At 69.8% G+C, this 26565-nt stretch carries 21 protein-coding genes; 11 read left to right on the forward strand and 10 right to left on the reverse strand.

Translation table 11 applies throughout. The annotated features are described in order from the left end of the window. Positions 1-13 precede the first annotated feature (13 nt). From N788_RS09955 to N788_RS09965, 3 genes are read right to left on the reverse strand one after another with little or no spacing between them, the layout of a single operon-like run. Positions 14-2266 (reverse strand): S9 family peptidase, encoded by a 2253-nt coding sequence (locus N788_RS09955; protein WP_034224421.1) that lies wholly within the window; start codon positions 2264-2266, stop codon positions 14-16. Between the two features lie 8 nt (positions 2267-2274). Beyond that, on the reverse strand, positions 2275-2961 hold the full coding sequence (locus N788_RS09960; RefSeq protein WP_034224423.1) for a glutathione binding-like protein: 687 nt from the start codon (positions 2959-2961) through the stop codon (positions 2275-2277). A gap of 10 nt (positions 2962-2971) precedes the next feature. Then, positions 2972-3733 carry a glucose 1-dehydrogenase gene (locus N788_RS09965; RefSeq protein ID WP_034224426.1) on the reverse strand — a complete coding sequence of 254 codons (762 nt, stop codon included), beginning with the start codon at positions 3731-3733 and terminating at the stop codon, positions 2972-2974. A gap of 111 nt (positions 3734-3844) precedes the next feature. Between N788_RS09965 and N788_RS09970 the strand changes: the two genes are divergently transcribed. From N788_RS09970 to N788_RS10000, 7 genes are all read left to right on the forward strand, one after another. Further along, positions 3845-4642, forward strand: a complete 798-nt coding sequence (locus tag N788_RS09970; protein ID WP_051924549.1) for an SDR family NAD(P)-dependent oxidoreductase — start codon at positions 3845-3847, stop codon at positions 4640-4642. Between the two features lies 1 nt (position 4643). After that, on the forward strand, positions 4644-5687 hold the full coding sequence (locus N788_RS09975) for a saccharopine dehydrogenase family protein (protein WP_051924550.1): 1044 nt from the start codon (positions 4644-4646) through the stop codon (positions 5685-5687). Positions 5688-5757: 70 nt separating this feature from the next. After that, entirely contained in the window at positions 5758-5973 is a 216-nt protein-coding gene (locus N788_RS09980; RefSeq protein WP_034224435.1) for a hypothetical protein, read from the forward strand. A gap of 13 nt (positions 5974-5986) precedes the next feature. After that, the gene (locus tag N788_RS09985; protein WP_034224438.1) at positions 5987-6622 is read left to right on the forward strand and encodes a TIGR00645 family protein; all 636 of its coding nucleotides are present in this window, start codon (positions 5987-5989) and stop codon (positions 6620-6622) included. Positions 6623-6730: 108 nt separating this feature from the next. Then, positions 6731-8911: a DNA helicase II gene (gene uvrD, locus N788_RS09990; protein WP_034224442.1), complete on the forward strand. Its 2181-nt coding sequence runs from the start codon at positions 6731-6733 to the stop codon at positions 8909-8911. Positions 8912-9023: 112 nt separating this feature from the next. After that, positions 9024-10127, forward strand: a complete 1104-nt coding sequence (locus N788_RS09995; protein WP_034224445.1) for a TRAP transporter substrate-binding protein — start codon at positions 9024-9026, stop codon at positions 10125-10127. 120 nt (positions 10128-10247) lie between these two features. After that, on the forward strand, positions 10248-11156 hold the full coding sequence (locus tag N788_RS10000; protein ID WP_034224447.1) for a c-type cytochrome: 909 nt from the start codon (positions 10248-10250) through the stop codon (positions 11154-11156). On the opposite strand, the gene N788_RS10005 is transcribed toward N788_RS10000, so the two are convergent. Genes N788_RS10005 through N788_RS10020 form a run of 4 tightly spaced genes read right to left on the reverse strand, consistent with a single transcriptional unit; the run spans position 11141 to position 13828 of the window. Further along, positions 11141-11590 carry a GNAT family N-acetyltransferase gene (locus N788_RS10005; RefSeq protein ID WP_211250706.1) on the reverse strand — a complete coding sequence of 150 codons (450 nt, stop codon included), beginning with the start codon at positions 11588-11590 and terminating at the stop codon, positions 11141-11143. The two genes, N788_RS10000 and N788_RS10005, sit on opposite strands and share 16 nt — an antisense overlap. Further along, a complete protein-coding gene (locus N788_RS10010; RefSeq protein WP_034224451.1) occupies positions 11587-12963 on the reverse strand; it encodes a TRAP transporter large permease in 1377 nt (458 codons plus the stop codon). The genes N788_RS10005 and N788_RS10010 overlap by 4 nt, the downstream gene beginning before the upstream one ends. A 2-nt stretch (positions 12964-12965) precedes the next feature. Next, positions 12966-13481 (reverse strand): TRAP transporter small permease subunit, encoded by a 516-nt coding sequence (locus tag N788_RS10015; RefSeq protein WP_034224453.1) that lies wholly within the window; start codon positions 13479-13481, stop codon positions 12966-12968. Then, the gene (locus N788_RS10020) at positions 13472-13828 is read right to left on the reverse strand and encodes a DUF2782 domain-containing protein (protein WP_084695991.1); all 357 of its coding nucleotides are present in this window, start codon (positions 13826-13828) and stop codon (positions 13472-13474) included. The genes N788_RS10015 and N788_RS10020 overlap by 10 nt, the downstream gene beginning before the upstream one ends. Positions 13829-13936: 108 nt before the next feature. On the opposite strand from N788_RS10020, the gene polA reads away from it, so the two are divergent. Next, on the forward strand, positions 13937-16687 hold the full coding sequence (polA, locus tag N788_RS10025) for a DNA polymerase I (protein WP_034224455.1): 2751 nt from the start codon (positions 13937-13939) through the stop codon (positions 16685-16687). Positions 16688-16933: 246 nt separating this feature from the next. Here polA and hemF read toward each other — a convergent pair whose 3' ends face one another. Beyond that, positions 16934-17872, reverse strand: a complete 939-nt coding sequence (hemF, locus tag N788_RS10030; RefSeq protein WP_034224458.1) for an oxygen-dependent coproporphyrinogen oxidase — start codon at positions 17870-17872, stop codon at positions 16934-16936. Positions 17873-17940: 68 nt separating this feature from the next. Here hemF and N788_RS10035 point away from each other — a divergent pair, with 68 nt between their 5' ends. Beyond that, on the forward strand, positions 17941-18837 hold the full coding sequence (locus tag N788_RS10035; RefSeq protein WP_051924552.1) for a chorismate transformation FkbO/Hyg5 family protein: 897 nt from the start codon (positions 17941-17943) through the stop codon (positions 18835-18837). 5 nt (positions 18838-18842) lie between these two features. Here the strand turns inward: N788_RS10035 and N788_RS10040 are convergent, their stop codons facing one another. Further along, complete coding sequence (locus N788_RS10040) at positions 18843-21188, reverse strand: S9 family peptidase (protein WP_034224460.1); 2346 nt, start codon at positions 21186-21188, stop codon at positions 18843-18845. Between the two features lie 120 nt (positions 21189-21308). On the opposite strand from N788_RS10040, the gene N788_RS10045 reads away from it, so the two are divergent. Together N788_RS10045 and N788_RS10050 are read left to right on the forward strand one after the other, a co-directional pair. Further along, on the forward strand, positions 21309-21563 hold the full coding sequence (locus N788_RS10045) for a YcgL domain-containing protein (RefSeq protein WP_034224462.1): 255 nt from the start codon (positions 21309-21311) through the stop codon (positions 21561-21563). Then, complete coding sequence (locus N788_RS10050; RefSeq protein WP_034224464.1) at positions 21556-24849, forward strand: ankyrin repeat domain-containing protein; 3294 nt, start codon at positions 21556-21558, stop codon at positions 24847-24849. The genes N788_RS10045 and N788_RS10050 overlap by 8 nt, the downstream gene beginning before the upstream one ends. 23 nt (positions 24850-24872) lie before the next feature. On the opposite strand, the gene N788_RS10055 is transcribed toward N788_RS10050, so the two are convergent. Beyond that, a partial coding sequence (locus N788_RS10055; RefSeq protein WP_034224466.1) for a cation:proton antiporter domain-containing protein occupies positions 24873-26565 on the reverse strand: 1693 nt, incomplete at its 5' end.

The raw sequence follows: 26565 nt of genomic DNA on the forward strand, positions 1-26565 counted from the left end.
CTCCCACAGGGATCTACTTCAGGCAGCGGTCCAGGAATGCTTCGGCCACGCGATAGCGATGCAAGGCGTCCGCGCCCTGCAGGCCGTGTTTCGCGCCCGGGTAGGTCATCAGTTCGAAGGGCGTGCCGCGCTTTTGCAGTTCCGACATCAGCTTGGTCGAGTTGCTGAAAAGCACGTTGTCGTCGGCCATGCCGTGCACCAGCAGCAACTTCGAGCGCAGCCCGTCGAGGTGGGTGAACACCGAGGCCTCGCGATAGCCGTCCGGGTTGGCTTCCGGGTGGTCCATGTAGCGCTCGGTGTAGTGGGTGTCGTACAGCCCCCAGTCGGTGACCGGTGCGCCGGCGACGCCGCAGGCGTAGTGGTCGGAAGCCTTGGCCAGCAGCATCAGCGTCATGTAGCCGCCGTTGGACCAGCCATGCACGCCGATACGTGCCGGATCCACCCAGGCCTGTTCGCGCAGAAAGGCGACGCCGGCCAGCTGGTCTTCGACTTCCACTGTGCCCTGCCGGCCGTAAAGCGCGCCGCCGAAGCGAGCGCCGCGCCGCGGGGTGCCGCGGTTGTCCAGCGAGAACACCACGTAGCCGTTCTGCGCGAGGTACTGGTTGAAGAAGTGGTCCGCGCGGCCGGGCCAGGCGCGGGTGACGGTTTGAATCGCAGGGCCGCCGTAGACGTAGACCACCACCGGGTATTTTTTCGCCGGGTCGAAACCGTCCGGCTTGATCAGGCTGTAGTGCAGGGGCGTGCCGTCCGCGGCCGCCAGGGTGCCGAACTCCACCGGCCGGTGGGCGGCGCGGTAGGGGGCATAAGGATGTGCGGGGTCGGAAAGATCGTTGTCCACCAGGGTCGCCAGTTTTTCGCCGTCCGCCCGGTAAAGCTCGGTTTGGGGCGGCGTGGTGGTGTTGGACCAGGTATCGACGAACACGGCCGCGTTGGCGCTGAACGTGGCCTCGTGCATGCCCGGCGCCTGGCTCAGCTTGCGCCAGTCGCCGCCGTCGAGCGGCACGGCATACACGTGCTTCTCCAGCGCTGACTCCAGGGTGCCGGCGACGTAGGCCAGGCCGGCATCGGCATCGACGCCAAGCAGGGCGTCCACGGTCCACTCACCCTTGGTCAGCGGGCGGAGCAGCTCGCCATCGGCGGCGTGCAGCTGCAGATGTTCGAAGCCCTTGCGCTCGGAGATCCACAGGAAGGTGTCGTCGGGCAGGAAGCGAAGACCGTGGTGCAGCGGCACCCAGGTGTCGCTGGTCTCGGTGACCAACACGCGCTGCCTGCCGGTGGCGAGCGTGGCTTCGATCAGCTCGAGCTTGCGCTGGTCGCGTGACTGCCGCTGAAAGGTGAGCACGCCCGGCGAGCGCCATTGCACCCGCGGCAGGTAGATGTCGGTTTCCGGTCCCAGGTCGATCCCGCTGACGCGCAGCGCTGACGGCCGATCGACGCCGGGCTTGCCCGGGCGCAGCGAGGCCAGGTCGGCCACGTGCAGGCTGATCAGCACGTTCGGATCGCCGGCGGCCGGATAGAACTGTTCCACGACCTCGGTGCGGTCGGCGTACATCTCGTGGCGCTTTTGCACCGGCACCCGCGACTCGTCGATGCGGGTGAAGGCCACCGCCGAATCGTCCGGCGCGAACCAATAGCCGGTGTGCCGGTCCATTTCCTCGTCGGCGACGAATTCGGCGACGCCATTGCCGATGGTGTCGCTGCCGTCGTCGGTGAGCTGCAGCTCCCGGCCGCTGGCCAGGTCCACCAGCCACAGGTTGCGGTCGCGCACGAAGCCGACATAGCGACCGCCCGGCGAAACCTTCGGGTCGGTGGCGAAGCCGGTGCCCGAGGTGAGCTTGCGCACGGGGTCGGCAACGTCGTCGCCGAGATCATAAAGGTAGAGCTCGCCGCCCAGCGGGAACAGCAGCGATGCCGAGTCGGGTGCCCACTGGTAGTCGACGATGCCGCTGAAGGCGGCGATGCGCTGGCGTTCGCGCCGGGCCTTTTCTTCGTCCGAAAGAATCTCGTCGCCCGGTAGCACGACCTTCGAATCGACCAGCAGGCGGGTCTCGCCGCTGCCGACGTCGTATTCCCAGAGGTCGAGCTGGAAGCGGTCCTCGTCCTTGCCGCGCAGGAAGGTGACGCGCTGGCCATCGGGCGAGATCGCCGGCTTCATCAGGCTCGGCCCGGACAGCGGCTTGTCGCCGGTGATGGCCTCGAGTGAGAGCTTGTCGGCGTTGGCGGCGGGGGCGAGGGTCATGGCGGCGAGAAGCAGCAGGGTTTTCATGGCGGAGGTCAGGGCGTGGGGCCGAACAGGTGCTTGCGCGCCTGTTCGGACATTTCGGTGGGTCGTTGGTAGTTTTCTTCGATGGCATAGGCGCGTACGAAGGCGGGGCGGGCGGCGAGTGTTTCGTGCCAGCGCCTTACCTCGGGGAAGTCGGCCAGGTCGACGTGGTGCCAGGCGTGGGCATGGGCCCAGGGGTGGCAGGCCAGGTCGGCGATCGACAGCGCATCGCCGGCGATGAACGCCTGGCCGGCCAGGTGGCGGTCGAGCACGCCGTAGAGCCGGTTCGTTTCGCGCTGGTAGCGATCGATCGCGTACGGGATCTTCTCCGTCGCATAGCGGCTGAAATGATGGTTCTGGCCGAGCATCGGCCCGAAGCCACCCATTTGCCAGTTCAGCCACTCAAGCACCGTCTTGCGTTCGCGCGCCGCGGAGGGCAGCAGTTGGCCGGTTTTTTCCGCAAGGTAAACCAGGATCGCGCCCGACTCGAACACGCTCAATGGCTCGCCGCCGTCGGCCGGCGCACGGTCGACGATAGCCGGCATGCGGTTGTTGGGCGAAATGGCGAGGAAGTCCGGCTTGAACTGGTCGCCGGCGCCGATGTTCACCGGCACGATCCGGTAGTCCAGCCCGGTTTCCTCGAGCAACAGGGTGATCTTGTGGCCGTTGGGCGTCGGCCAGTAGTGCAGGTCGATCATTCAGGCCTCCTCAGGCGAGGTAGCCGCCATCCACCGGCAGGGCGACGCCGGTCAGGTAGGAAGCAGCGGGGGACGCGAGGAACAGCACCGCCGGGGCGATTTCCCCCGGCTGGGCGACGCGCGCCAGCGGGATCAGCCGCAGCATGGCGTCCATGATCCTGGGGTTGGAGGTCAGCGCGGAGGCGAACTTCGTGTCGGTAAGTCCCGGCAGCACCGCGTTCACGCGCACGCCCGAGGGCGCCAGTTCCTTGGCGAAGCCCTCGGTCATGTTGACGATGCCGGCCTTGGTCATCGAATACACCAGCTGGCCCGGCGCCGCGCGTTTGGCGTTGACCGACGCGACGTTGACGATGGCGCCGCCGTGGTCCTTCATGCGGCGCGCGGCCTGGACCGTGGTCCAGAAGTAGCCGCGCAGGTTCACCTCGACGGTTTTTTCATAGGCATCGAGCGTCATGTCCACCGCCGGGCCGAAGTAGGGATTGGCGGCCGCGTTGTTGACCAGGATGTCCACGCGCTTGCCGGCGCCGTCGAGGGTTTCGAACAGCGCCTCGATCGCCGCCGTGTCGCCGACGTGCACCGCATGCGCCTCGGCCGAGCCGCCGGCCTCCCGGATGGCGCCGGCCACGGCTTCACAGCCGTCGAGCTTGCGGCTGGTGCAGATCACGTGGGCGCCGTGCGCCGCCAACAGGTGCGCGATGGCCTCGCCGATGCCACGCGAGGCGCCACTTACCAGGGCAGTGCGCCCGCTCAGGTCGAACAGGGGGTCGGTCAAGTAGGCTCCGGGACGAGAGGTTAACGGCGGGATTGATATGCTCGGGAATCTAGCACAGCCCCCCTCCGGGGCCGGGCACACGGGAGCCACACGATGCGGCAGCGGCGGGTCTTGATAACAGGTGCGGGCAGCGGGCTCGGGCAGGCACTTGCCCATCGCTACGCCCGCGCGGGCGACAGGGTCGCCTGCGTCGACATCGACGCCGCCCGCGCCGAGCTCACGCGTGCCTCGCTGGCTGGCGAAGGCCACCTGGCGATGTCCGCCAACGTCGGCAGCGATGACGCGATGGAACAGGTGCACGAGCGCATCGCCAGCGAATGGGGCGGCCTGGACGTGCTGGTCAACAACGCCGGCATCGCCACCGGCGGCGCCATGGTCGACACCACCATGGCCGAATGGCAGAACGTGCTGGACGTGAACGTGCTCAGCGTGGTGCGCGGTTGCCGCCTGTTCCTGCCCGGCATGATCGCCGCCGGCAGCGGCCAGGTCATCAACACCGCCAGCTTCGCCGGCCTGGCCGGCGCGCCCAGCATCATGAGCTACGGGGTCTCGAAGGCCGCCGTGGTGGCGCTCAGCGAACAGCTGCGCGCCGAACTCCAGGACAAGGGCATCCGGGTCAGCGTGCTGTGCCCGGCTTTCTTCCGCACCAACCTGCTCGAAAGCTGGCAGGGCGACCCCCGGCTGAAATCCTTCGCCAGCAAGATGATGGACATCTCGCCCGACACCCTCGATGGCGTTGCCGATCGCAGTTTCGCGGCGGTCGAGCGCGGTGAGTTCCTGGTACTGCCGACGGCGCGCGAGCCGATGCGCTGGCGCCTCAAGCGCTGGCTCCCCGAAACCTATTTCAAGCAGCTCCTGAAGCTGGCCAAGGCCAAGGCCCGCGCCAATGCAATGGACAATGGGACCTGACATGGACTGGATGATCTACGGCGCCAACGGCTATACCGGCAAGATGGTGGTGGAAGAAGCCGTGCGGCGCGGCCTGCGCCCGGTGCTGGCCGGCCGCAACGCGGCGGCACTGGAGCCGCTGGCGCAGCAGCACGGGCTGCCCGTGCGCGCCTTCACCCTGGACAACCCGACGGCGCTGCGCACCGGACTCAATGGCATCGGCCTGGTGCTGCACTGCGCCGGCCCGTTTTCGGCCACCAGCGCGCCGATGCTCGATGCGTGCCTGGACGTGGGTGCTCACTACCTGGACATCACCGGCGAAATCGACGTCTTCGCCCATTGCCACTCGCGCGATGCGCAGGCCCGGCAGAAAGGCATCGTGGTCATGCCGGGCGCTGGTTTCGACGTCGTGCCCACCGACTGCCTGGCGGCCATGCTCAAGCGCGACCTGCCCTCGGCCACCTCGTTGGTGCTGGCCTTCGAAGCCGGCGGTGGTCCCAGCCCGGGCACCGCCAAGACCAGCGTCGAAGGCCTGGGCAAAGGCGGGCGCGCCCGCATCGGCGGCGAACTCAGGCGCGTCCCCCTGGCCTGGAAAACCCGGACCTTCGAACGCGACGGCGAAAAACGCTTCGCGATGACCATTCCCTGGGGTGATGTCTACACCGCCTACCTCTCGACCGGCATCCCGGACGTCGAGGTCTACATGGGCGTGCCACCTTCGACCGCCATCAAGCTGCGCCGCCTGCGCCTGCTCGGGCCGCTGCTGGGCCTGGGGCCGGTGCAGTCGCTGCTCAAGCGGCAGGTGGAAAAGAAGGTCCGGGGACCTTCCGACGCCACCCGCGGCAAGACCGACTGCGTCGTCTGGGGCGAAGTCCGCGACGGCCAGGGCGCCGAGCTGGCGCGCCAGCTGCGCACGCCCAACGGCTACGAGCTCACCGTCACCGCGTCCCTGGGCATCGTCCAGCGGCTGTTGGTGGAGCCGGCACCGGCGCCGGGCTTCCATACGCCGTCCCAGCTGATGGGGGCCGACTACGTCCTGTCGCTGCCCGGCGTCAGCCTGGCCTGAAGGCGCTTGGCGGCCGGCGGCACAGGGGCTAACCTTGCCCGGCCCGTCCCGGGCCCCTTGGAGAATCCTCATGCGCACGCCACTTCTCGTACTCGGCGCCATCCTTCTTGTCGTCGGTGGCCTGATCACCGCAGGCGTGTTCCGGTACGACAGCAAGGAAACGGCTGAGCTTGGTCCGATCGAACTGAGCGTCACCAAGGAAAAATCCCCGCCGATCAACCTGGGCTGGATCCTGCTCGGTGCCGGCGCGGTAGCCGTCGTGATCGGCGTCGCCAGCAAGAAATAACCGAAGGAAACCCATGTCCAACGTCGTTCCCACCGGCGCGCCGAAGCTCGGCCCGCTGTCCACGCTGATCTTTGCTTCACGCTGGCTGCAGCTGCCGCTGTACCTGGGCCTGATCCTGGCGCAGTGCGTCTACGTGTTCCTGTTCATGAAGGAACTCTCGCACCTGATCCTGGACGCCAACATCCTCACCGAGATGGGGATCATGCTGTTGGTGCTGGGCCTGATCGACGTGGTCATGATCTCCAACCTGCTGGTGATGGTGATCGTCGGCGGCTACGAGACCTTTGTTTCCCGCCTGAACCTGCAGGGCCACCCGGACCAGCCCGAGTGGCTGAGCCACGTCAATGCCTCGGTGCTGAAGGTGAAACTGGCGATGGCCATCATCGGCATCAGCTCGATCCACCTGCTCAAGACCTTCATCGAGGCCGGCGCGCTGGGCGGCGTGCCGCTGTGCAGCAGCCAGGAAGGCATCGAGGCGGTCCGCCTCATGGCCGAGATCGGTTCCAAGGACAAGGGCTGCACCTCGGTGACGGCCGTGGGCGTGATGTGGCAGACGATCATCCACATGGCCTTCATCATCTCGGCCATCGGCATCGCCTGGACCGACAAGCTGATGTCGCAGTCCACCGCGGCGAGCAAGAAGCACTGACCGGGGCACCCCTGTGGGAGGGACTTCAGTCCCGATGGTTCTTGCCCAGGAGCATCGGGACTGAAGTCCCTCCCACAGGGGATCGATTGGCGCCGGTACAATGGCGCCATGGATGTTTCCCACCTGCTTGACGACCTCAATCCCGCCCAGCGCGAGGCGGTTTCGGCCCCGCCCGGCCACCTGCTGGTGCTCGCCGGCGCCGGTTCCGGCAAGACCCGGGTACTGACCCACCGCATCGGTTGGCTGAACGAAGTCGTTGGCGTGCCGGCGCACGGCGTGTTGGCGGTCACCTTCACCAACAAGGCCGCCGCCGAAATGCGCGGTCGCGTCGAAGCCCTGCTGCGCCACGGCAGCCGCGGCATGTGGATCGGCACCTTCCACGGCCTGGCCCATCGCCTGCTGCGCCTGCACTGGCAGGAAGCGAGCCTGCCCGAATCCTTCCAGGTGCTCGACCAGGACGACCAGGTACGCCTGCTCAAGCGCATCGGCGCCGACCTCGACCTCGACGACGGCCGCTTTCCGCCGCGTCAGATGGCCTGGTGGATCAACGCACAGAAGGACGAAGGCCGGCGCCCGAAACACATCCAGCCGGCTGGCGGCGACTTCTACGGCCAGACCATGCAGCGCGTGTACGAGGCCTACGAAGAGCGCTGCCAGCGCGCCGGCCTGGTCGACTTCGCCGAACTGCTGCTGCGCGCGCACGAACTGTGGCTGCAGCACCCGCCGCTGCTGCACCACTACCAGCAGCGCTTCCGGCACCTGCTGGTGGACGAGTTCCAGGACACCAACTCGATCCAGTACGCCTTCGTGCGCGTGCTGGCCGGCGACACCGGCGAAGTATTCGTGGTCGGCGACGACGACCAGGCCATCTACGGCTGGCGCGGCGCCAAGGTCGAGAACGTGCAGCGTTTCCTGCGCGACTACCCCGGGGCGCGCACGATCAAGCTCGAGCAGAACTACCGCTCGACCGGCAACATCCTGGCCGCCGCCAATGCCGTGATCGCCCACAATCCCGAGCGCGTCGGCAAGCAACTCTGGACCGCCGACAGCGAAGGCGACGCGATCGACCTGTTCGCCGCCTACAACGAAGTGGACGAGGCGCGTTTCGTCGTCGAACGCATCCAGGCCTGGATCCGCGACGGCGGCAGCGCCGGCGACAACGCCGTGCTCTACCGGTCCAACGCCCAGTCCCGGGCGATGGAAGAACAGCTCGTGCAGGCCGGCCTGCCCTATCGCGTCTACGGCGGCCAACGCTTCTTCGAGCGCATGGAAATCAAGGACGCACTGGCCTACCTGCGCCTGGTCGCCAACCGCGCCGACGACGCCGCCTTCGAGCGCGCGGTCAACACGCCGCCGCGCGGCATCGGTGGCAAAACCCTGGACGAAGTGCGCCGGCATGCGCGTGAAAACGCACTGCCGCTGTTCGCCGCCGCACAGGCCCTGTCGGCGGACGGCAGTGGCCTGGCCGGGCGCGCCCGCAATGCGCTGCGTGGTTTCGCGGACCTCATGGATGGCCTGGAAGCGGACATCCACGATGCCCCGCTGCACGAGCAGTTCGACCACGTCATCACCACCTCGGGCCTGCGGGTGCACTACGAAGGCGAGTCGCGCGGCCAGCTCGATTCGCGCGTGGACAACCTCGACGAGCTGGTTTCCGTGGCCAGCCGCTTCGAGCGCCCGGACGACGAGGAACTGGCCGGCATGTCCGATCTCGTCGCCTTCCTCGGCTACGCCGCGCTCGAAGCCGGCGAAGGCCAGGCCGAGGCCGGCGAGGACGGCGTGCAGCTGATGACGCTGCACAGCGCCAAGGGCCTGGAGTTCCCGCAGGTGTTCCTGGTGGGCATGGAAGAGGGCCTGTTCCCCAGCGGCCGTTCGCTGGAGGAAACCGGGCGCCTGGAAGAAGAGCGTCGCCTGGCCTACGTCGGGCTCACGCGCGCCCGCCAGAAGCTGTCGCTCTGTTATGCCGAATCGCGCCGCCTGCACGGCATGGAGATGCTGGGCACGCCCTCGCGTTTCCTGCGCGAGATTCCCCAGGCCTTGCTGCGTGAAGTCCGGCCGAAGGTGCAGGTCAGTCGTCCGACCGGCTTCGGCCCGCCGCGCGCCGAGGCACTGCAGACGTCGGCCGGCCCGGCCCTGCGCCTGGGCCAGCGCGTCGTGCACCCCAGCTTCGGCGTCGGCGTGGTCATGGACGCCGAAGGCAGCGGATCCCACGCCCGCGTCCAGGTGAACTTCGAAACCGGCGGCGCCAAGTGGCTGGTCCTGGGCTACGCCAACCTCCAGCCCGCCTGACGCCAACCTCCTGTGGGAGGGACTTCAGTCCCGAAAAGCTTCGGGACTGAAGTCCCTCCCACAAAAACGGCATACTTCGCGACGACGCAAACGCAGCCACCCGGGGATCGGAATGAAAAGACGTGAACTCCTGCGCGGTGCCGGCCTGGCCGCCGTCGCCACCGGCCTGGCCGCCTGTGGCGCGAAGCCGGAAGGCGCCGCCGATGCGGGTGCCACCGCCTCCACCGAGCGCCTGCAGTGGAAGATGGTCACGTCCTGGCCCACCAATTTCCCCGGCCTGGGCACCGGCGCGGCCAAGCTCGCCGCGATGATCACCGCCGCCAGCGGCGGTCGCCTCACGATCAAGGTGTATGGCGCCGGTGAGCTGGTGCCGGCCTTCGAAGTCTTCGACGCCGTTGGCCGCGGGACCGCCGAGATGGGGCATTCGGCCAGCTACTACTGGAAGGGCAAGGCCGCGGCCGCGCCGTTCTTCTGCGCGGTGCCGTTCGGGCTCAACGCCCAGGAAATGAACGGCTGGCTTTACGAAGGCGGCGGCCTGGAAATCTGGCGCGAGCTGTACGCACACTTCGGCCTGGTGCCGTTCCCGGCCGGCAATACCGGCGTGCAGATGGCCGGTTGGTTCCGCAAACCGATCGATTCGCTGGCCGACCTGCAGGGCCTGAAGATGCGTATCCCGGGCCTGGGCGGCGAAGTGATGGCCCGTGTCGGCGCGACGCCGGTGAACCTGCCCGGTGCCGAGATCTTCAGCTCGCTGCAAACCGGCGCGATCGACGCCGCGGAGTGGGTCGGCCCCTACAACGATCTCGCCTTCGGCCTGCACCGCGCCGCCAAGTACTGCTATTACCCGGGTTGGCAGGAGCCCGGCCCGACGCTCGAGTGCATGATCAACAAGGCTGCCTGGGAAACCCTGCCGCAGGACCTCAGGGACATCGTCGACGTCTGCTGCCGCGCCGTGAACGACGCGATGCTGGCCGAATACACCGCCCGCAACCAGCAGGCCCTGGACCGCCTGGTGCGAGAGCACGAGGTGCAGCTGCGCCAGCTGCCCGACGACGTGCTGCTGGCCCTGCGCCGCGCTTCGGACAAGGTGCTCGAGGAAGCCGCCGCCGCCGACCCGCTGGCCCGGCGCGCGCTCGACTCCATGCGCGCCTTCCAGGCCCAGGCCAAGGCCTGGCACGCCGTCTCGGAAGAGGCCTACTACGCCACCCGCGGCTGACCGGGCGCCCGGGCGGTGTCCGGGCAAACGGCGGCTGAACGGACATGACCTGTGGGACGGCCGCCGGCCGCCCCGTCTTGCGTAATTTCACCCCACCAGAAAGATCAAGGTGGATGTGTCATGCGTAAGTGGTTGCGTGCGGCGGCCTGGCTGGTCGTTTCGCTGTTGGTGCTGGTCGCCGGCGTTTTTGCGGTGGCCTGGGCAAAGACCGAGGCCGACCTGGCCCGTACCTATGCGGTCGACGACCCCCCCCTGCGCCTGCGCGGGGATGCGGCCGAGCGGGCGCGCGGCGAGCACCTGTACACCGTTGCCGGCTGCGTCGAATGCCATGGCCAGGGCGGACGCGGCATGGTCTTCATCGACGGCGGCCCGGTGGCCTACGTGGTGGCACCCAACCTGACCCCGGCGGCACTGGCCGGCCGCTACGATGCCGACGCCATCGCCGCCGCCATCCGCCACGGCGTCGGCCCCGACGGTCGCGCACTGCGCGTGATGCCCTCGACCGATTTCATGAACCTCTCCGACGAGGACACCGCTGCGCTGGTCGCCTACCTGCAGGCGCTGCCGCCGCTGCAGAACAACCCGGGCACGACCGAAATCCGGCCCCTGGGGCGCCTGCTGACCCTGATGGGCAAGTTCCACCTGACGCCGGCGGCCGACATCGACCATTCGCCGCGCACGCGCAGCGCGCCGCCCGAGGGGCCGACGGCCGAATACGGCGCCTACCTGGCCCAGGTCTGCACCGGCTGCCACGGCATGGCCTGGACCGGCCAGCGCGTGCCCGGCACGCCCCCGGAATTGCCGCCGGCGCCCAACCTCACGGCCCACGCGACCGGCCTGCAGGACTGGTCGGAGGCCGATTTCGTCCGCGTGCTGCGCGAGGGCAAGCGCCCCGACGGCGGCGACGTGCATCCGTTCATGCCCTGGCGCAGCTACGGCCGCATGAGCGACGTGGAAGTACAGGCCCTGTGGCGGCACCTGCAGGGGCTGCCGGCGACCGCCGGCCAGGTCCGTCAGCCGCCGGCCTGAGCCCGGCGGTAGATGTCCGGCTGGTAGCGTTCCATCAGGCTCTCGGGCCGGGCGGGCGCGGTGAAGCCAAAACCCGCGTACAGCGAGTGCGCGTCGCGGGTGGCCAGCATGATCCGCCGCAGGCCGGTGGTTTCGGGATGGGCCATCGCCGCCGCCACCAGCGCCTTGGAAATGCCGCGGCCCCGATATGCCTGCAGCACGAACACGTCGGCCAGGTAGCCGAAGGTCGCGCGGTCGCCGGCGATGCGGGCGAAGCCGACCTGGCGACCGTCCACCCAGGCGCTGAAACACAGGGAATGGCCTACCGCCCGGGCGACCACGTCGCGCGGGATGCCCAGGCACCAGTAGGCCTGGGTGCTGAGGAAGTCGTGCACGACGTCCAGGTCGACGTCGGCGGGATCGTCACTGATGCGGACTGCGTCCATGGGGCTCACTTGTAGAGGAAATCGGGCAGGCCGGTGGCCAGCCAGGGGAAGGCCGCGACCGCCGCCAGCATCAGCAGCTGCAGGCCGATGAAGGGCACTGCGCCCCGGTAGATGTCGCTGGTGCGCAGTTCCGGGGGCGCGACGCCGCGCAGGTAGAACAAGGCGAATCCGAACGGCGGCGTCAGGAAGCTGGTTTGCAGGTTGATGGCCATCATCACGCCCAGCCACACCGGGTCGACGCCCAACGCCAGCAGCACCGGGCCGACGATCGGCACCACCACGAAAACGATTTCGATGAAATCAAGCACGAAGCCCAGCAGGAACATCAGCAGCATCACCGCCACGATGGCACCCCAGGTGCCGCCCGGCAGCGTGGTGAGCGCCGAATGCACCAGGTCGTCGCCGCCGTAACCGCGAAACACCAGTGAAAACAGCGCCGCGCCGACCAGGATGGCGAACACCATCGCCGTCACCTTCACCGTTTGCGTCGCCACCTCGGCCAGGCGCTTGCGATCGAGCTGGCCGTACAGCGCCGCGAACACGGTGGCGCCGACGGCGCCGACCGCGGCGGCCTCGGTCGGTGTCGCGAAGCCGCCGAGGATGGCACCCAACACCAGGCCGATCAGCGCCAGCGGTGGCACGATGGCCTTGAGCAGCTGCCCCAGGGACCGCGCCTTGACGTCGCGCAGCGCCGGCGCCCGTTCCGGCTGGCGCCAGGCCACCCACAGCGCGTAGCCCAGGTACAGCGCGACCAGCAGCAGCCCCGGCACCAGGGCGCCGGCGAACAGGTCGCCCACCGACACCGTGTCCGGCGCGAACACGCCCTGCTGCAGCTGCGCCTGCTGGTAGGCGTTGCCCAGCTGGTCGCCCAGCAGCACCAGCACGATCGACGGCGGGATGACCTGGCCGAGCGTGCCCGAGGCGCAGATCGCGCCGCTGGCCAGTCGCGGGCAATAGCCATTGCGCAGCATGGTCGGCAGCGAAATCAGCCCCATCGCCACCACCGTCGCGCCAACGATGCCGGTGGAGGCCGCCAGCACCGCGCCCACCAGCAGCACCGCCACCACCAGGCCGCCGCGTTTGCGGCCGAACAGGCCGGCCACCGCCTCGAGCAGGGATTCGGCAATGCGCGATCGTTCCAGCATCACGCCCATGAACACGAACAGCGGCACGGCGACCAGGGTTTCGTTGGTCATCACGCCGAACACGCGATTGGGGAAGGCTTCCAGGAAACTGGCGTCGAACAGTCCCAGCGCCATGCCGGCGCCGGCCGAAAGCAGGGCGACGCCGCCCAGCACGAAGGCGACCGGATAGCCGGTGGCAAGACCGGCGAACAGGCCCAGCAGCAACAGCAGCAACATCCATGCCTGCGGTTCGAACATGCCTAGCCTTCCCCGGGCGTGCGTGCACGGGCCAGCGCCCGCAGGATCCCGGCCACGCCCTGCAGCATCAGCAGCAGGGCTGACACGGGCAACAGCGCCTTCACCAGGTACCAGCCGGGCAGGCCGCCCGGGTCGCGCGAACCTTCCCGCGCCGACCAGCTGGCGGCGACGTAGTCCCAGCTCATCGCCAGCATGAACAGGCAAAACGGCAACAGCAGCAGCAGGCCGGCAACCACTTCGACCCAGGCCTGCGCCCGTGGCGACCAGCGCTGCGAAAAAACGTCGACGCGCACGTGTGCGCCGTGGCGCAGGGCATAGGCCAGGCCGAGCAGGAAAATCGCCGCATGCAGCCACAGCACGGCTTCCTGTGCCGCCACCGAGCCCAGGCCCAGGCCGTAGCGGGCGACGACCAGGCCGAACACCAGGCCCACCAGCGCAATCGCCATCAGCGCCGCGAGCCGGCCGGCGAGTTCACTGATCGCGTCGGCCCAGCGCAGGGCCGGGGCGGTCAATCCCACTCGTAGATCGTCCAGTACACCGGCGCGACGGTTTCCGGGCCGTCGTTGCGGTTGAACCGACCATTGCCGTCGGTGTCCATCAGGTAATAGGGCACGCCGCGTTCGGGTGTCACCTTCACCATGTAAAGCACGCCGTTCTGGCGGTATTCCTCGACCCGGTCGCCGTTGGCTTCGGTGCGGATGGTGACCGCCGGCGGCACGTCGCCTTCGGGCGAGGCGTGCACCTTGTCGGGAATGGGGGCTTCTTCGCGCGCGGCCGGTTCGCTCGCCGCGGGCGCCGCGGATTCGGCGGGCGGGGTGGCGTCCTGGGCGGCCAGGGCAAGCAGCAGGGGGATCAGGACATTCATGGCGGGCTCCTGCACGCGGGACGATCAGCATGGCAAAAGCACCCGGGCCGCTCAAGCGCGACCGCCGGGACGCGTAGAATCGACCGCCTGCCGAACCGGACCCCCGCCATGTCCCGCCTCGTCCTCATCGACGGCTCGTCCTACCTCTACCGGGCCTTCCATGCCCTGCCGCCGCTGACCGCGCCCGATGGCACGCCGACCGGCGCGCTGTTCGGCATCGTCAACATGCTGCGCGCCACGCTGAAGGAGAACCCCGACTTCGCCGCCTTCGTGGTCGACGCCTCCGGCCCCACCTTCCGCGACGAGATGTACCCCGACTACAAGGCCAACCGGCCGCCGATGCCGGACGACCTGCGTGCGCAGGTCGAGCCGATGATGCAAATCGTCGAAGCCCTGGGTTTCCCCATCCTCCGGGTGCCGGGGGTCGAGGCCGACGACGTCATCGGCACCCTGGCCGTGCAGGCGCACGCCGAGGGCATCCCGGTCACCATTTCCACCAGCGACAAGGACTTCGCCCAGCTGGTGCGGCCCGGCGTCACGCTCACCAACACCATGACCGGCTCGGTCACCGACGAGGCGCGGGTGCAGGAGAAGTTCGGGGTGCGGCCGGACCAGATCATCGACCTGCTGGCGCTGATGGGCGACACCGTCGACAACGTGCCCGGCATTGAAAAATGCGGCCCCAAGACCGCCGCCAAGTGGCTGGGCCTGTACGACAGCCTGGACGGCGTCATCGCCCACGCCGCCGACATCGGCGGCAAGATCGGCGACAACCTGCGCGCGGCGCTTGGCCGCCTGCCGCTCAACCGCGATCTGGTGACCATCAAGACCGACGTCGCGCTCGACCTGGGGCCGCGCGAACTCAAGCTGCGCGGCCGCGATATCGATGCCCTGCGCGAGCTCTACACCCGCTACGGCTTCGGGGCCGCCCTGCGCGAACTCGAGGGCGGCAAGGCCGACCCGGCGACGCGTCCGGCCCAGGCCACGCTGGCCGCCGCGTCGCGCGCCAGCGCCGACGGCGAGGCCGCGCCCGACCCGGCCCTGGCCGAAAAGGGCGAATACGAATGCATCACCGACGCCAGGGCGCTCGAGGCCTGGGTCGCGCGCCTGGCCAAGGCCGACCTGGTCGCCTTCGACACCGAAACCGACTCGCTCGACCCCATGCGCGCCAACCTGGTCGGCCTGAGCTTCGCGGTCGAGTCCGGCAAAGCCTGCTACATCCCCGTCGGCCACGACTACCCCGGGGTGCCGGCCCAGCTTCCGCGCGAACAGGTGCTCGACGCGCTGCGGCCGGTGCTGGAAGACGCCGGCATCGCCAAGCTGGGCCAGCACGGCAAGTACGACCTGCACGTGCTGCGCCGCCACGGCGTCGACGTGCACGGCTACGCGCAGGACACGATGCTCGAAAGCTTCGTCTGCAACGCCGGCGGCCTGCGCCACGACATGGACACGCTGGCGCGCAAGTACCTGGGCTACGAAACCATCAAGTACGAACAGGTCGCCGGCAAGGGCGCCAAGCAGATCCTGTTCTCCGCGGTCGCGCTGGACGATGCCACCGGTTACGCCGCCGAAGACGCCGACGTCACCCTGCGCCTGCACGGCGTGCTGTCGGAGCAGCTGGCCGCCGAGCCCGGCCTGCAGCGGGTCTACCGCGACATCGAAATGCCCCTGGTGCCCGTGCTCACCCGCATGGAAGCTACCGGCGTGCTGGTGGACGCAGAGGAATTGCGCCGGCAGAGCGCCGACCTGTCCCAGCGCATGATGGCCGCGCAAAAACGCGCCCACGAAATCGCCGGCCGCGCCTTCAACCTCGACTCGCCCAAGCAGCTCGGTGCGCTGCTGTTCGACGAACTCAAGCTGCCGGTGGTGGTGAAGACCCCGGGCGGCGCGCCGTCCACCAACGAAGAAGCGCTCGAAGCCATCGCCGACCAGCACGAGCTGCCCCGGCTGGTGCTCGAGTACCGCGGCCTGGCCAAGCTGCGCAATACCTACACCGACAAGCTGCCGGCGATGATCAATCCCGACACCGGCCGGGTGCATACCAGCTACCACCAGGCCGGTGCCGCCACCGGCCGGCTCAGTTCCAACGACCCGAACCTGCAGAACATCCCCATCCGCACGGCCGACGGACGCCGCATCCGCACGGCGTTCATCGCCCCCAGGGGCCGCAGGATCGTCGCCTGCGACTACTCGCAGATCGAACTGCGCATCATGGCCCACCTCTCCGGCGACCAGGGCTTGCTGCGCGCCTTCGAATCCGGCCAGGACGTGCACAAGGCCACCGCCGCGGAAGTGTTCGAGGTCGCGCTCGAGGAGGTCAGCGGCGACCAGCGCCGCGCCGCCAAGGCGATCAACTTCGGCCTGATGTACGGCATGAGTGCCTGGGGCCTGGCGCGCCAGCTGGGCATCGGCCGCGGCGAGGCCCAGGACTACATCGCGCTGTACTTCAGTCGTTATCCGGGCGTGCGCGACTACATGGAGCGCGTACGCCAGCAGGCGCGCGACCAGGGCTACGTCGAAACCGTGTTCGGTCGGCGCCTGCAGCTCAATGAAATCCACTCACGCAACCAGGCCCAACGGGCCGGCGCCGAGCGGGCGGCGATCAACGCGCCGATGCAGGGCACCGCCGCCGACATCATCAAGCGGGCGATGGTGACCGTGGACCAGTGGCTGGACGGCCACCGCGACCAGGCCGCGATGCTGATGCAGGTGCACGACGAACTGGTGTTCGAGGTCGAGGCCGGCTTCGTCGACACCCTGGTGGCCGAGGTGCGCAAACGCATGGCGGCGGCGGCCGACCTGAAGGTGGCCCTGGTGGTGGACGTCGGGGTGGGCGAAAACTGGGACGAAGCGCACTGATTCTTACGCAAAAATACGTTGGAATATCAACCGCTTGGAGGCAAGTGAACGCGTCCTGAACCGAACTTGGTTTTAACGCTTCTGTTCACGAACTTCTCATGCACAGGGGGGTCTACTAGGCGCGTCGGATGCAAGGTCCGGCGCAGGATCACTCCCTCCCCTGAGTGGATCCAACAGGAACAAGGGTTCTCCCCAACCCGCGTTCCAACCCCTGACCCCGCGGGCTTCCCCTGGCCCGCGGGGTTTTTATTTGCCCAGGCCCTGCAGCCAGTCGCGGGGCCGCAGGTAGTCGGCCAGGCCCGCCTCCGGGCTGCCCGGCTCCGGGGTGTAGGCGTATTCGAAGCGCACCCGCGGCGGCAGGCTCATCAGGATCGATTCGGTGCGACCGCCGCTTTGCAGGCCGAACAGGGTGCCCCGGTCCCAGACCAGGTTGAACTCGACGTAGCGCCCGCGCCGGTACAGCTGGAACTCCCGCTCGCGCTCGCCGTAGGGCGTGTCCTTCCGGCGCTGCACGATCGGCAGGTAGGCGTCCAGGAAACCGTCGCCCACCGCGCGGGTGTAGGCAAAACACGTCTCGAAGCCATCCGCATGCAGGTCGTCGTAGAACAGCCCGCCCACCCCGCGGGTCTCGTCGCGATGCCTGAGGAAGAAATAGCGATCGCACCAGGCCTTGTGTTCGGCGTAGCGCTGGTCCCCGTAGGGCGCGCACAGGTTGCTGGCCACCTGGTGCCAATGCCGCACGTCCTCGTCGATCGGGTAGAAGGGCGTGAGGTCGAAGCCGCCGCCGAACCACCAGATCGGGTCGCGGCCTTCGGGGCGCGCCTCGAAAAAGCGCACGTTCGCGTGCGAGGTCGGCACGTAGGGGTTGTTCGGGTGGATCACCAGCGAAACGCCGGCCGCCCGCCAGGGCGCGCCCGCCAGCTCCGGCCGGTGCGCGCTGGCCGAGGCCGGCAGCGAAGGGCCCGACACGTCGGAGAAGTTCACCCCGGCCTGCTCGAACACCGTCCCCTGCTTGAGCACCCGGGTGCGGCCGCCGCCCGCCATGGAGGGGCCCTGGCTGCCTTCGGCACGCTCGCGGGTCCATTCGTCCTGCTCGAAGCGCTGGCCATCCACCCCGGCCAGGCCGTCGCAGATGCGGTCCTGGAGCGCGCGGAGGTAGGCGTGCACGGCATTGAAGTCGGTCATGGCGGCGGCGTGTTCGGGAGTGCGGCCATGATAGCCGGCCGCGCCGACCGCTATAATCGTCGCCAGCAATGAATTCCCCCACGCCCCCGCGCCTGCGCGTCACGGCCGACACCGGACCCGACGCCCTGGTCGCCTTCATCTTTGGCAATGCCGCCGTGCCCAGCGCGGTGCACTGCGGCCTGCTCGCCGGCCCGCCGGTCGAAGCCTGGTGCGGCAATGGCCACTACCAGGTGCGCATCACCGAGCAGGTCGAATCCGGCGGCGACATCGAAGCGGCCACGGCCGAGGCCTACCGGCAACTGCTGGCCGAGGTCCGCCCGTCCACGCATCCCTACCTGATCCGCATCTGGAACTACTTCGCCGCCATCAACGAAGGCGAGGGCGACCAGGAGCGTTACCGGCGCTTCTGCGTCGGCCGCGCCGGCGCGGTGGACGAGATGTTCAACCAGACGCCCCCGGCGGCCACGGCCATCGGCAGCGACGGCGCGCCGGGTCGGCTGCAGGTGGTGGCGCTGTGTTCGAAGTCGCCCGGCATCGCGCTGGAAAACCCGCGCCAGACCCCGGCCTGGCGCTATCCGCGCGAACACGGGCCGGTCTCGCCGGGCTTCTCGCGCGGCGCCGTGCTCGACGGCGACACCGTGACCCCGCGGCTGCTGGCCTCGGGCACGGCCAGCATCGTCGGCCACGTGTCGCAGCACGTCGGCGACTTTGCCGCCCAGCTGCGCGAAAGCCTGGACAACCTCGCCACCCTGCTCGACCAGGGCCACCAGGCCACCGGCCGCCAGTTCCCGCTGTCGCGCTGCGAGGCGCTGCGTGTCTACCTGCGGCACCCGGCCGACCTGGCTGCCGCCCAGGCCATCCTCGCCACGGCGGGGCTGCCCGGCGAGTGCATCACCTACCTGCGCGGCGACATCTGCCGCCGCGACCTGGACGTCGAACTCGAAGGCGTCTTCGTCGCCGCCTGAGCCTCTTACTTCAGGTTTTCGTCGAACAGCTCGTAGATGCGGCGGTACTGGTCGTACCAGCTTTCCGGGTGCTGGTAGGAGTGCCGTTCAAGCGGGTAGCTGGCCATTTCCCAGTTGTGCTTCTTGAGCTCGATCAGGCGCTGCGCCAGCCGCACCGAGTCCTGGTAGAACACGTTGTCGTCGATCATGCCGTGGCTGATCAGCAGGTGGCCGCGGAAATTCTCCACGTACTCGATCGGCGAACTGCGCTTGAAGGCTTCCGGGTCCAGCTCGGGCGTGTTGAGGATGTTCGAGGTGTATTCGTGGTTGTAGCTGGTCCAGTCGGTGACCGGCCGCAGCGCGGCGCCGGCCTTGAACACCTCGGGGGCGCGGAACAGGCCCATGAAGGCCATGAAGCCGCCGTAGCTGCCGCCGTAGATGCCGACGTTCTCCGGGTCGCCCTGGTACTCGGCGACCATGTACTTGACGCCGTCCAGGTAGTCCTCGAGCTCCGGGTGGCCCATGCGGCGGTAGATCGCCGTGCGCCAGTCGCGGCCGTAGCCTTCCGAGGCGCGGTAATCCATGTCCAGCACGATGAAGCCGTCCTCGACCAGCAGCTGGTGGAACATCTGCTCGCGGAAATACACCGGCCAGCGCTCATGCACGTTCTGCAGGTAGCCGGCGCCGTGCACGAACATCACCACCGGATACTTGCGGCCCGGTTCCAGCGTTTCGGGCCGGTAGAGCTTGGCCCAGACGGTGCCGGCGCCGTGGCTGGACGGCACCTGCACAAATTCCGGAGCCAGCCAGTCGCGCGCGGCGAAGTCGGCGCTGCGGGTGTCGGTGAGCTTGCGCGCTTCGCCGCCGGACACCGGCTGCACGGCCAGCTGCGGCGGCACGTGGCTGTCCGACCAGCGCAGCAGCAGCTGCGAGCCATCCGGCGACAGCGTGAAGTCCTCGACGCCGTCGAGCGAGGTCACCTCGCGCACGTCGCCGCCGGTGCTGGGCACCGCGCAGACCTCGTAGTCACCCGGCCATTCGCGGTTGCAGACGAAATAGGCGGTGACGCCGTCGGGCGACCACTGCGGCGACGACACCTCCCAGCGGCCACTGGTCAGGCGGCTGGCAGTTTGGCCAGGCACGACCGTGTACAGGTGTGAAAAGCCGGATTCTTCGCTCAGGTACCACAACGTGCGGCCGCCGGGCAGCCAGCCGAAGTCGTTGAAGCCCCAGTTGATCCAGGCCGGATCGGTCAGGCGGTGCGCGGGCCGCAGTTTGGCGTTGGCCAGGTCGACGGTGGCGATCCAGCGGTCCTTGTTGTCCACCGCGCGCGCCATCACGGCCACGTTGGCACCGTCGTCGCTCCAGAGCAGGCCGTCGATGCGGACCGGGCGATCGCCCTTGAGCGGATCGACGCCGGCGGTCTTGCGCAGCTCGGCCAGGGGATCGCGGCCGATCCCGGGCAGGGCGGACAGCGCCAGTTCGCGGTGGCTGCCCTCGTCCAGATCCACCAGCACCAGCTGCTGGCCCTGCGGCGGGTTGCGGCCGACGCGCACGCGCACGTCCTCGGCTTCCTCGTAGCCCGACTCGGTGACGTACTTGGGCATCTTGCCGGCGCGGCCGCCGTCGTGGTCCTTGGCCTGGGTGACCACCAGCAGCCAGCGGCCGTCGGGCGACATCGCGCTGTTGACGATTTCGATCTTCCCGCCCAGGTAGACCGGCGCCGCGGCGCGGCTGGGATCGGCTTCACGCAGCGCTTCGGCGTTCTCGCGCTGGGCCTCGCGGAAGGCCTTTTCGCGCGCCAGCTGGGCGCTCAGGCGCAGCTGGTGCTCACGCAGCGCGTCCTTCTCCGGCGTGGCGTCGGGGTCCTTCTCGGCGCGCGGAAGCGCGGCCGGCTGCACCAACCGGGTGTCGGACGCCCAGCGGAACCAGTCGTTGCCCACGCGCCAGATAACGCTGCGGCCGTCGGCGCCGAAACGCGGGTCGGCCTCGCTGTCGGTCGTGCGGGTCAGCTGCAGCAGCGGCCCGCCCAGCACGCGCAGGAACACGTCGCCGTTGCGCACGAACACGGCCTGCCGGCGGCTGACGTCATACACGGGACGGGGCGCGTCGAGCTCGGCCAGCGCGTCACCCGCGACCTTGGCGGGCTCGCCGCCGGCCACCGGAACGGTCCAGGTGTCGCGCACCGGACTGCCGTCGCGCTTGAGCGTGTAAAGCGCGCGCTGGCCGTCCAGGGACCACCAGGCCGATTCCACGGGCGGGCCGATCCAGTCCGGGTGGGCCATCGCCTGGTCGAGCGTCAGCGGCTCCTGCGCCAGGGCCGGGAAAGCGCCTGCGACAAGCAGGGCAAGGGCGGGAAGACGAAGTCGCATGGAGGCTCCGGGAGTCGAAACTGGCCGGCAAGCCTAGCAAAGCCGGCGCGGCCGCCGCGTGTGCGGCTTTTCCCACCCGGCGTTTGCGGCGACAATCGAGCAACCCCGCGCGGCGATGCCATGCAAGCCTACGTCTACAAATCCCTGCGCAAGCCGGACACCTATCTCTACCTGGGCAAACGGGACGATTTCGACGCCCTGCCGCCCGCGGTGCGCGCGCCCCTGGGCGAGCTGGTCTTCGTGCTGGAGCTGGCGCTCACCGAGAACCGCCGCCTGGCCCGGGCCGACCCGGCGGTGGTGCGCGCCAACCTGCAGGCGCACGGTTTCCACCTGCAGTTCCCACCCACGGTCCTGGACCCCATGGTCGATGGCTGACGCGACCCGAGCCTGGCCGGCCTGGGCCTGGCTGGCGCTGGGCGCCGGTCTGTCGACCGCCCTGCTGGCCGGCCAGTCCTGGGCCGCTGCCCTGGCCCTGCTGGCGCAGCCGGCGTTTGCCCTGGGCCTGTCGCGCCTGCGCGGGCTGCGCCCGGCGATGCCGGCGCCGGTGCTTCGCCGCGATGCCGGGGCGCTGCTCGTGATGTGGGGCCTGGGCCTGGCGGGCCTGTGGCTGGCCGTGGCCTGGCCGCTGCAGGCGCTGCTGGAAACCGGCACCCTGGCGGCCGCGCTCGGGCTGGGCACGCTGGGAGGGCTGGCCTTGCTGGCGCTCTGGCGGGCCTGGCCGGCTTTCGGCCTGGCCGGGCGCAGCGGTGCGCCGCTCCCGACCCTGGCCACCCAGGTCGGGACCGGCGGACTCAATGACGCCGGCCGCGGCTTCGTGGTGGCCTTGTCGGTACTGGCGGTACTGGCGGCGATCCTGGCCCTGGCCTGGCCCAATCTCCTGCCGGCGGCCGCGCGGCTCCCGGCGGTGGCAGGCTTCGTGGTGCTTTCGCTGGCCGCGCATGCCCTGGTGCAAAGCCTCGGCAAACCACCGGAGGCGTCGGCTGCCCGCCTGCCGGCCGGTATCCCGATCGTCGGCGATGACGATGACCCCAGCCCGGCACCGGTGGAAGACGTCCAGGACCCCGACCAGCGCCTGCTGGCGGCCACCCGTGCCGGCCGTATCGAAACCGCGCTCGCTGCGCTCGCCGACGGCGCCGACCCCGAAACCCTGCCCGGGCCCGGCGATCGCGACCAGCGCAGCCTGCCGATGCTGGCCGCGCTGCTGGGCGACCTGCGCCTGCTGCGCGAGCTGATCGCCCGCGGCGCCGACCTCAATGCCGAACACGCCGGCCTGACGCCGCTGCTGGCGGCCACCCGCGACAGCTGGCATGGCCGCCCGGAAGCGGTGATGACGCTGCTGGCCAACGGCGCCGACCCGCGTCACGCCGACGCCGAGGGCAACACGGCGCTGCACCATGCCGCCCGCAGCACCGATCCGGCCGTGGCGGCGTTGCTGCTCGATGCCGGCGCCACGCTCGAAGCGCTCAATGCCGAGGGCTTCAGTCCACTGGGCGTCGCCTGCGCGAGCGGCAACTGGCGCCTGGCGAAGTTCCTGATCGAGCGCGGCGCCAAGCCGGAGCCCCAGGACGGCCAGCCGGCCTTGCTGGCCGCCGCCGGTGGCGACGACGACCCGGCCGGCGTGCAGCTGCTGCTTCGCCACAAGGCCCGCGTGGATGCGCGCGGCCACGGCCAGCGCAGCGCCCTGCACGTGGCCTGCGCCGCCGGCAATGCCGAGGTCGCCGGCTGCCTGCTCGACGCCGGCGCCGACCGCAATGCCCGCGACGAGACCGGTGCGACGCCCTTGCTCGAGGCCGCCCGGCAGGGACAGGCCACCGTGCTGGCCCGGTTGGCCTCGGCCCGCCCGGACGTGTCGGCCGTCGATGGCCACGGTCGCAACGCCCTGGTGCTGGCGGCCGAGTCGGAAGCCGGCCCGGAGTTCCTTCGCCACCTGATCGCCATGGGCGTCGACCCCGAGCAACGCGACCAGGACGGCCGCCGTGCCGTGGAGCACGCGCTCGGTGCCGGCCGCTGGCCGCTGGTGGCGGTGCTCGACCCGGGCTACCCGCTGCCGGCCAGCGTCATCGAAGGCCTGGCCGAGGGAAGTTTCGAGAAGAGCCCGCGCGAGCTGCTGCGCGAGGCCCTGGTGTCGGGCCGCCAGGAGTCGGCCGAAGCGATGATCCGCCTTGGCGCCGGCCCCGACGCCACCGGCCTGGGCTCGCTGTTGCTCGAGTTCGCCGGCGAGGCCGACCTGGCAACCTTCGACTGGCTGCTGCGCCACGGCGCCGATGCCGACACCTGCGTGGACGGCCAGGACAGCGTCTTCATGCACCTGCTCGACCGTGGCGGACTGGCCGGTGTGGCCCTGCAACGGCTGCTCGACCGGGGCCAATCCGTGGGCGGCTGTGGCGGCCTGTCGCGCTGGCTGCAGGCCTGCCTGGCCGGCGAGTACGTCAGCCGCGGCCACGAAAACCTGGCGCTGTCCTTGCTCGAGCGCGGCGCCGACGCGTTCGGCGGTGCCCCGGGCGACCCGCCCCTGGGCCTGGCCATCCGCCTGGGCTGGCTGCGACTGGCGCAGGCCTTGCTGGCCATCGGCGCCGACCCGAATGCGCGCGACGGCCACGGCCACACGCCCCTGCACGCCGCCGCCGCGCTTGGCCGCGAAGCCGCCCTGCAGCTGCTGGTCCGGCATGGCGCCTCGCCGGCGCTGTGCGCCCCCGACGGCCAGACGCCGCTGGGCCTGGCCCTGGCCGCCGACCGGCGCGAACTTTCGCATTGGCTGGAATGGCGCCAGTGGCAATTGCCGGGGCGCACCCTGCAGCCCGCCGACCTGCCGGCTGCGGCCATGGCGGGCGATGCCGAAGCCGTGTCGCGGCTGCTCGAGCTGGGCCTGGCGGTGGACGCCGTCGACGCCCAGGGCTGCACGGCGCTGTTGCGCGCGGCCGGCGGCGGCCACGAGGCGGTGGTCGAACACCTGCTCGCCCACGGCGCCGACGCACGCATCGCTGCGCGCACCGGCGCCACGCCGCTGTCCGCGGCGATCAGCATGCGCCACATCGGCGTCGTTGACCGCCTGCTGCGCGCCGGTGCCGAGCCCGACCTGCCACTGCCTGGTGAAGTGACCCCGCTGATGCTGGCCGCGGCGCTTGGCCAGCCTGAACTGATTTCGCGCCTGCTTGCCCACGGCGCCGACCCCGAGGCGCGCGATGCGCAGGGCCTGTCGCCCCTGCACTGCGCCACCTTGCATGCGTTTTCATCGCGCGACCGGCAGCGGGTGCTGGCACTGATCGACGTGCTGTTGCTGGCCGACGTCGAGCCCGACGCCGCCAATGCCGCCGGCCAGACGCCACTGCTGCTGCTGCTCGGCGCGCGCGCCGAGCCGGGCACCGCCTGCGACGAGGACGTCCTGCTGGCTGGGCTCGATCGCCTGCTTGCCGAAGGCGTGGCGCTCGACACCGCCGACCAGCGCGGGCTGACGCCGCTGCACCTGGCGGCCGTGCACGGCCTGGCCCGCGTCGTGCAGCGCCTGCTGCGCGAAGGCGCCGACCGCCAGGCCCGCGATTCCCTCGGTCGCACGCCGCATGATCTGGCGGTGCTGCGTGGTTTCGTCGACGTCGCGGCCGAATTCGAACCTGGCCGCGCCGGCCCGCCGTCGCTGGCACGCTTCCTGCGCGACCCCGATTAAACCCTCACCGCGCGGCGCGCTGGCTAGCGGCCGGCGTCGCCGTCGTCACGCTCGTCCTCGGCGGCCTCGTCCGGACTGAGGTCGGCCTCGAACAGCGTTTCCAGGTCGGCCAGGGCTTCCTGCGAAGACGCCACGAGCGCGGCTTCGTCGTCGTAGACCAGGTGCTGGCGGCGCAGCAGCTGTTCGTCGTGCTGGCGGAAGCGTTCGGTGTTGCGCTCGGCCTCGTCGGCGGGCACGCCCAGGGCCAGCATCACCTTGCGCCCCATCACCAGGCTGGAGTGGAAGGTTTCACGGGTCACTTCGGCGTCCAGGTCCATCAGCCGGAAGGCGTGCTGTCGGTTGCGTGCGCGGGCGAAGACCTTCAGGTGCGGGTACATGCGCTTGACCAGGCGCGCCGTGCGCACGTTGGCGTCGGGATCGTCGGTGGTGAGCACGAACACCTCGGCGCGCTCGGCGTGGGCGGCGCGCAGCAGGTCGGGGCGGGCCGGATCGCCGTAGTAGATCTTGGTGCCGAAGCGGCGCGACACGTCGACCTGCTCGGCGCTGTTCTCCAGCGCGGTGAACGGGATCTTCTGCGCCCTGAGCATGCGGCCGACGATCTGCCCGACCCGGCCGAAGCCGGCGATGATCACCCGCGGGTGTTCATGGTCGATGTCGTCGGGCTCGCGTTCCTTTTCTGCCGACGGGTGTTCGCGCAGCCAGCGCGACACCGCCAGCAGGATCAGCGGCGTCGCCGCCATCGACAGGCCAATCACCACGAACAGCTGGTCGCGCAGCACCGGCTCGATCAGCCCGGCCTTGAGCCCCTCGGCGAACACCACGAAGCCGAATTCACCGCCCATCGCCAGCACGGCACCCAACTGCATCGACTGGCGCAGGTCCAGTCCGCCGGTGAAGCGGCCCACGGCCAGCAGGACCGCGAGCTTCAGCGCCAGCAGCCCCAGCACGCCGGCCGCGATCAGCGCAGGCTGCTCGCCGATCACGTCCAGGTCGATGGACATGCCGATGGCGATGAAGAACAGGCCCAGGAACAGGCCCTTGAAGGGTTCGATGTGTGATTCAAGCTCGTGCCGGAACTCCGACTCGGCCAGCAACACGCCGGCCAGGAAGGCGCCCAGGCCCATCGACAGCCCGGCCTGGTCCATGATCCAGGCGTTGCCGACCACCACCAGCAGCGCGCTGGCGGTGAATACCTCAACGGAGTTCGCCCGCGCCACGACCCGCAGCAGGTGGCGAAGCAGGAAGCGTCCGCCCACCACGACGGCGAGGATGGCACCGACCGCGATCACCACGCTGTCCAGCGGCGGCGCCGAGCGCTCCAGCGCCTTGGCGGCGCCCAGCAGCGGGATCGCCGCCAGCAGCGGGATGGCGATCAGGTCCTGGAAGAGCAGGATGGCGAAGGCGACGCGCCCATGTTCGGTCGTCAGTTCCTTGCGTTCGGCCAGCAGCTGCAGGCCGACCGCCGTGGACGACAGCGCCAGGCCCATGCCGATGACCAGTGGCGCCTTCCAGCCGTCGACGCCCAGCGCGGCGATCGCGGCGATGGCGGCGGCCGAAACGAAGACCTGCAGGCCGCCGGTGCCGAACACCTTGCGCCGCATCACCCACAGCCGCGCCGGGCTCAGCTCCAGGCCGATGACGAAGAGCAGCATCACCACGCCGATCTCGGAAGCCGCCAGGACGTCGTCCGGGTCGGGGACCAGCGACAGCCCGTCC

This window comes from Arenimonas donghaensis DSM 18148 = HO3-R19 (assembly GCF_000743535.1).
In the GTDB taxonomy this organism is placed as follows: domain Bacteria; phylum Pseudomonadota; class Gammaproteobacteria; order Xanthomonadales; family Xanthomonadaceae; genus Arenimonas; species Arenimonas donghaensis.

What these genes read in the sequence shown, in the direction of transcription:
- N788_RS10010 (WP_034224451.1), bottom strand. Translation starts at nt 12,963, where the DNA reads ATGTTCGAACCGCAGGCATGGATGTTGCTGCTGTTGCTGCTGGGCCTG.
- polA (WP_034224455.1), top strand. Translation starts at nt 13,937, where the DNA reads ATGTCCCGCCTCGTCCTCATCGACGGCTCGTCCTACCTCTACCGGGCC.
- N788_RS10045 (WP_034224462.1), top strand. Translation starts at nt 21,309, where the DNA reads ATGCAAGCCTACGTCTACAAATCCCTGCGCAAGCCGGACACCTATCTC.
- N788_RS09980 (WP_034224435.1), top strand. Translation starts at nt 5,758, where the DNA reads ATGCGCACGCCACTTCTCGTACTCGGCGCCATCCTTCTTGTCGTCGGT.
- N788_RS10000 (WP_034224447.1), top strand. Translation starts at nt 10,248, where the DNA reads ATGCGTAAGTGGTTGCGTGCGGCGGCCTGGCTGGTCGTTTCGCTGTTG.
- N788_RS10020 (WP_084695991.1), bottom strand. Translation starts at nt 13,828, where the DNA reads ATGAATGTCCTGATCCCCCTGCTGCTTGCCCTGGCCGCCCAGGACGCC.
- N788_RS09960 (WP_034224423.1), bottom strand. Translation starts at nt 2,961, where the DNA reads ATGATCGACCTGCACTACTGGCCGACGCCCAACGGCCACAAGATCACC.
- N788_RS10035 (WP_051924552.1), top strand. Translation starts at nt 17,941, where the DNA reads ATGAATTCCCCCACGCCCCCGCGCCTGCGCGTCACGGCCGACACCGGA.
- N788_RS09955 (WP_034224421.1), bottom strand. Translation starts at nt 2,266, where the DNA reads ATGAAAACCCTGCTGCTTCTCGCCGCCATGACCCTCGCCCCCGCCGCC.
- N788_RS10050 (WP_034224464.1), top strand. Translation starts at nt 21,556, where the DNA reads ATGGCTGACGCGACCCGAGCCTGGCCGGCCTGGGCCTGGCTGGCGCTG.
- N788_RS09985 (WP_034224438.1), top strand. Translation starts at nt 5,987, where the DNA reads ATGTCCAACGTCGTTCCCACCGGCGCGCCGAAGCTCGGCCCGCTGTCC.
- N788_RS09995 (WP_034224445.1), top strand. Translation starts at nt 9,024, where the DNA reads ATGAAAAGACGTGAACTCCTGCGCGGTGCCGGCCTGGCCGCCGTCGCC.
- uvrD (WP_034224442.1), top strand. Translation starts at nt 6,731, where the DNA reads ATGGATGTTTCCCACCTGCTTGACGACCTCAATCCCGCCCAGCGCGAG.
- N788_RS09975 (WP_051924550.1), top strand. Translation starts at nt 4,644, where the DNA reads ATGGACTGGATGATCTACGGCGCCAACGGCTATACCGGCAAGATGGTG.
- hemF (WP_034224458.1), bottom strand. Translation starts at nt 17,872, where the DNA reads ATGACCGACTTCAATGCCGTGCACGCCTACCTCCGCGCGCTCCAGGAC.
- N788_RS10040 (WP_034224460.1), bottom strand. Translation starts at nt 21,188, where the DNA reads ATGCGACTTCGTCTTCCCGCCCTTGCCCTGCTTGTCGCAGGCGCTTTC.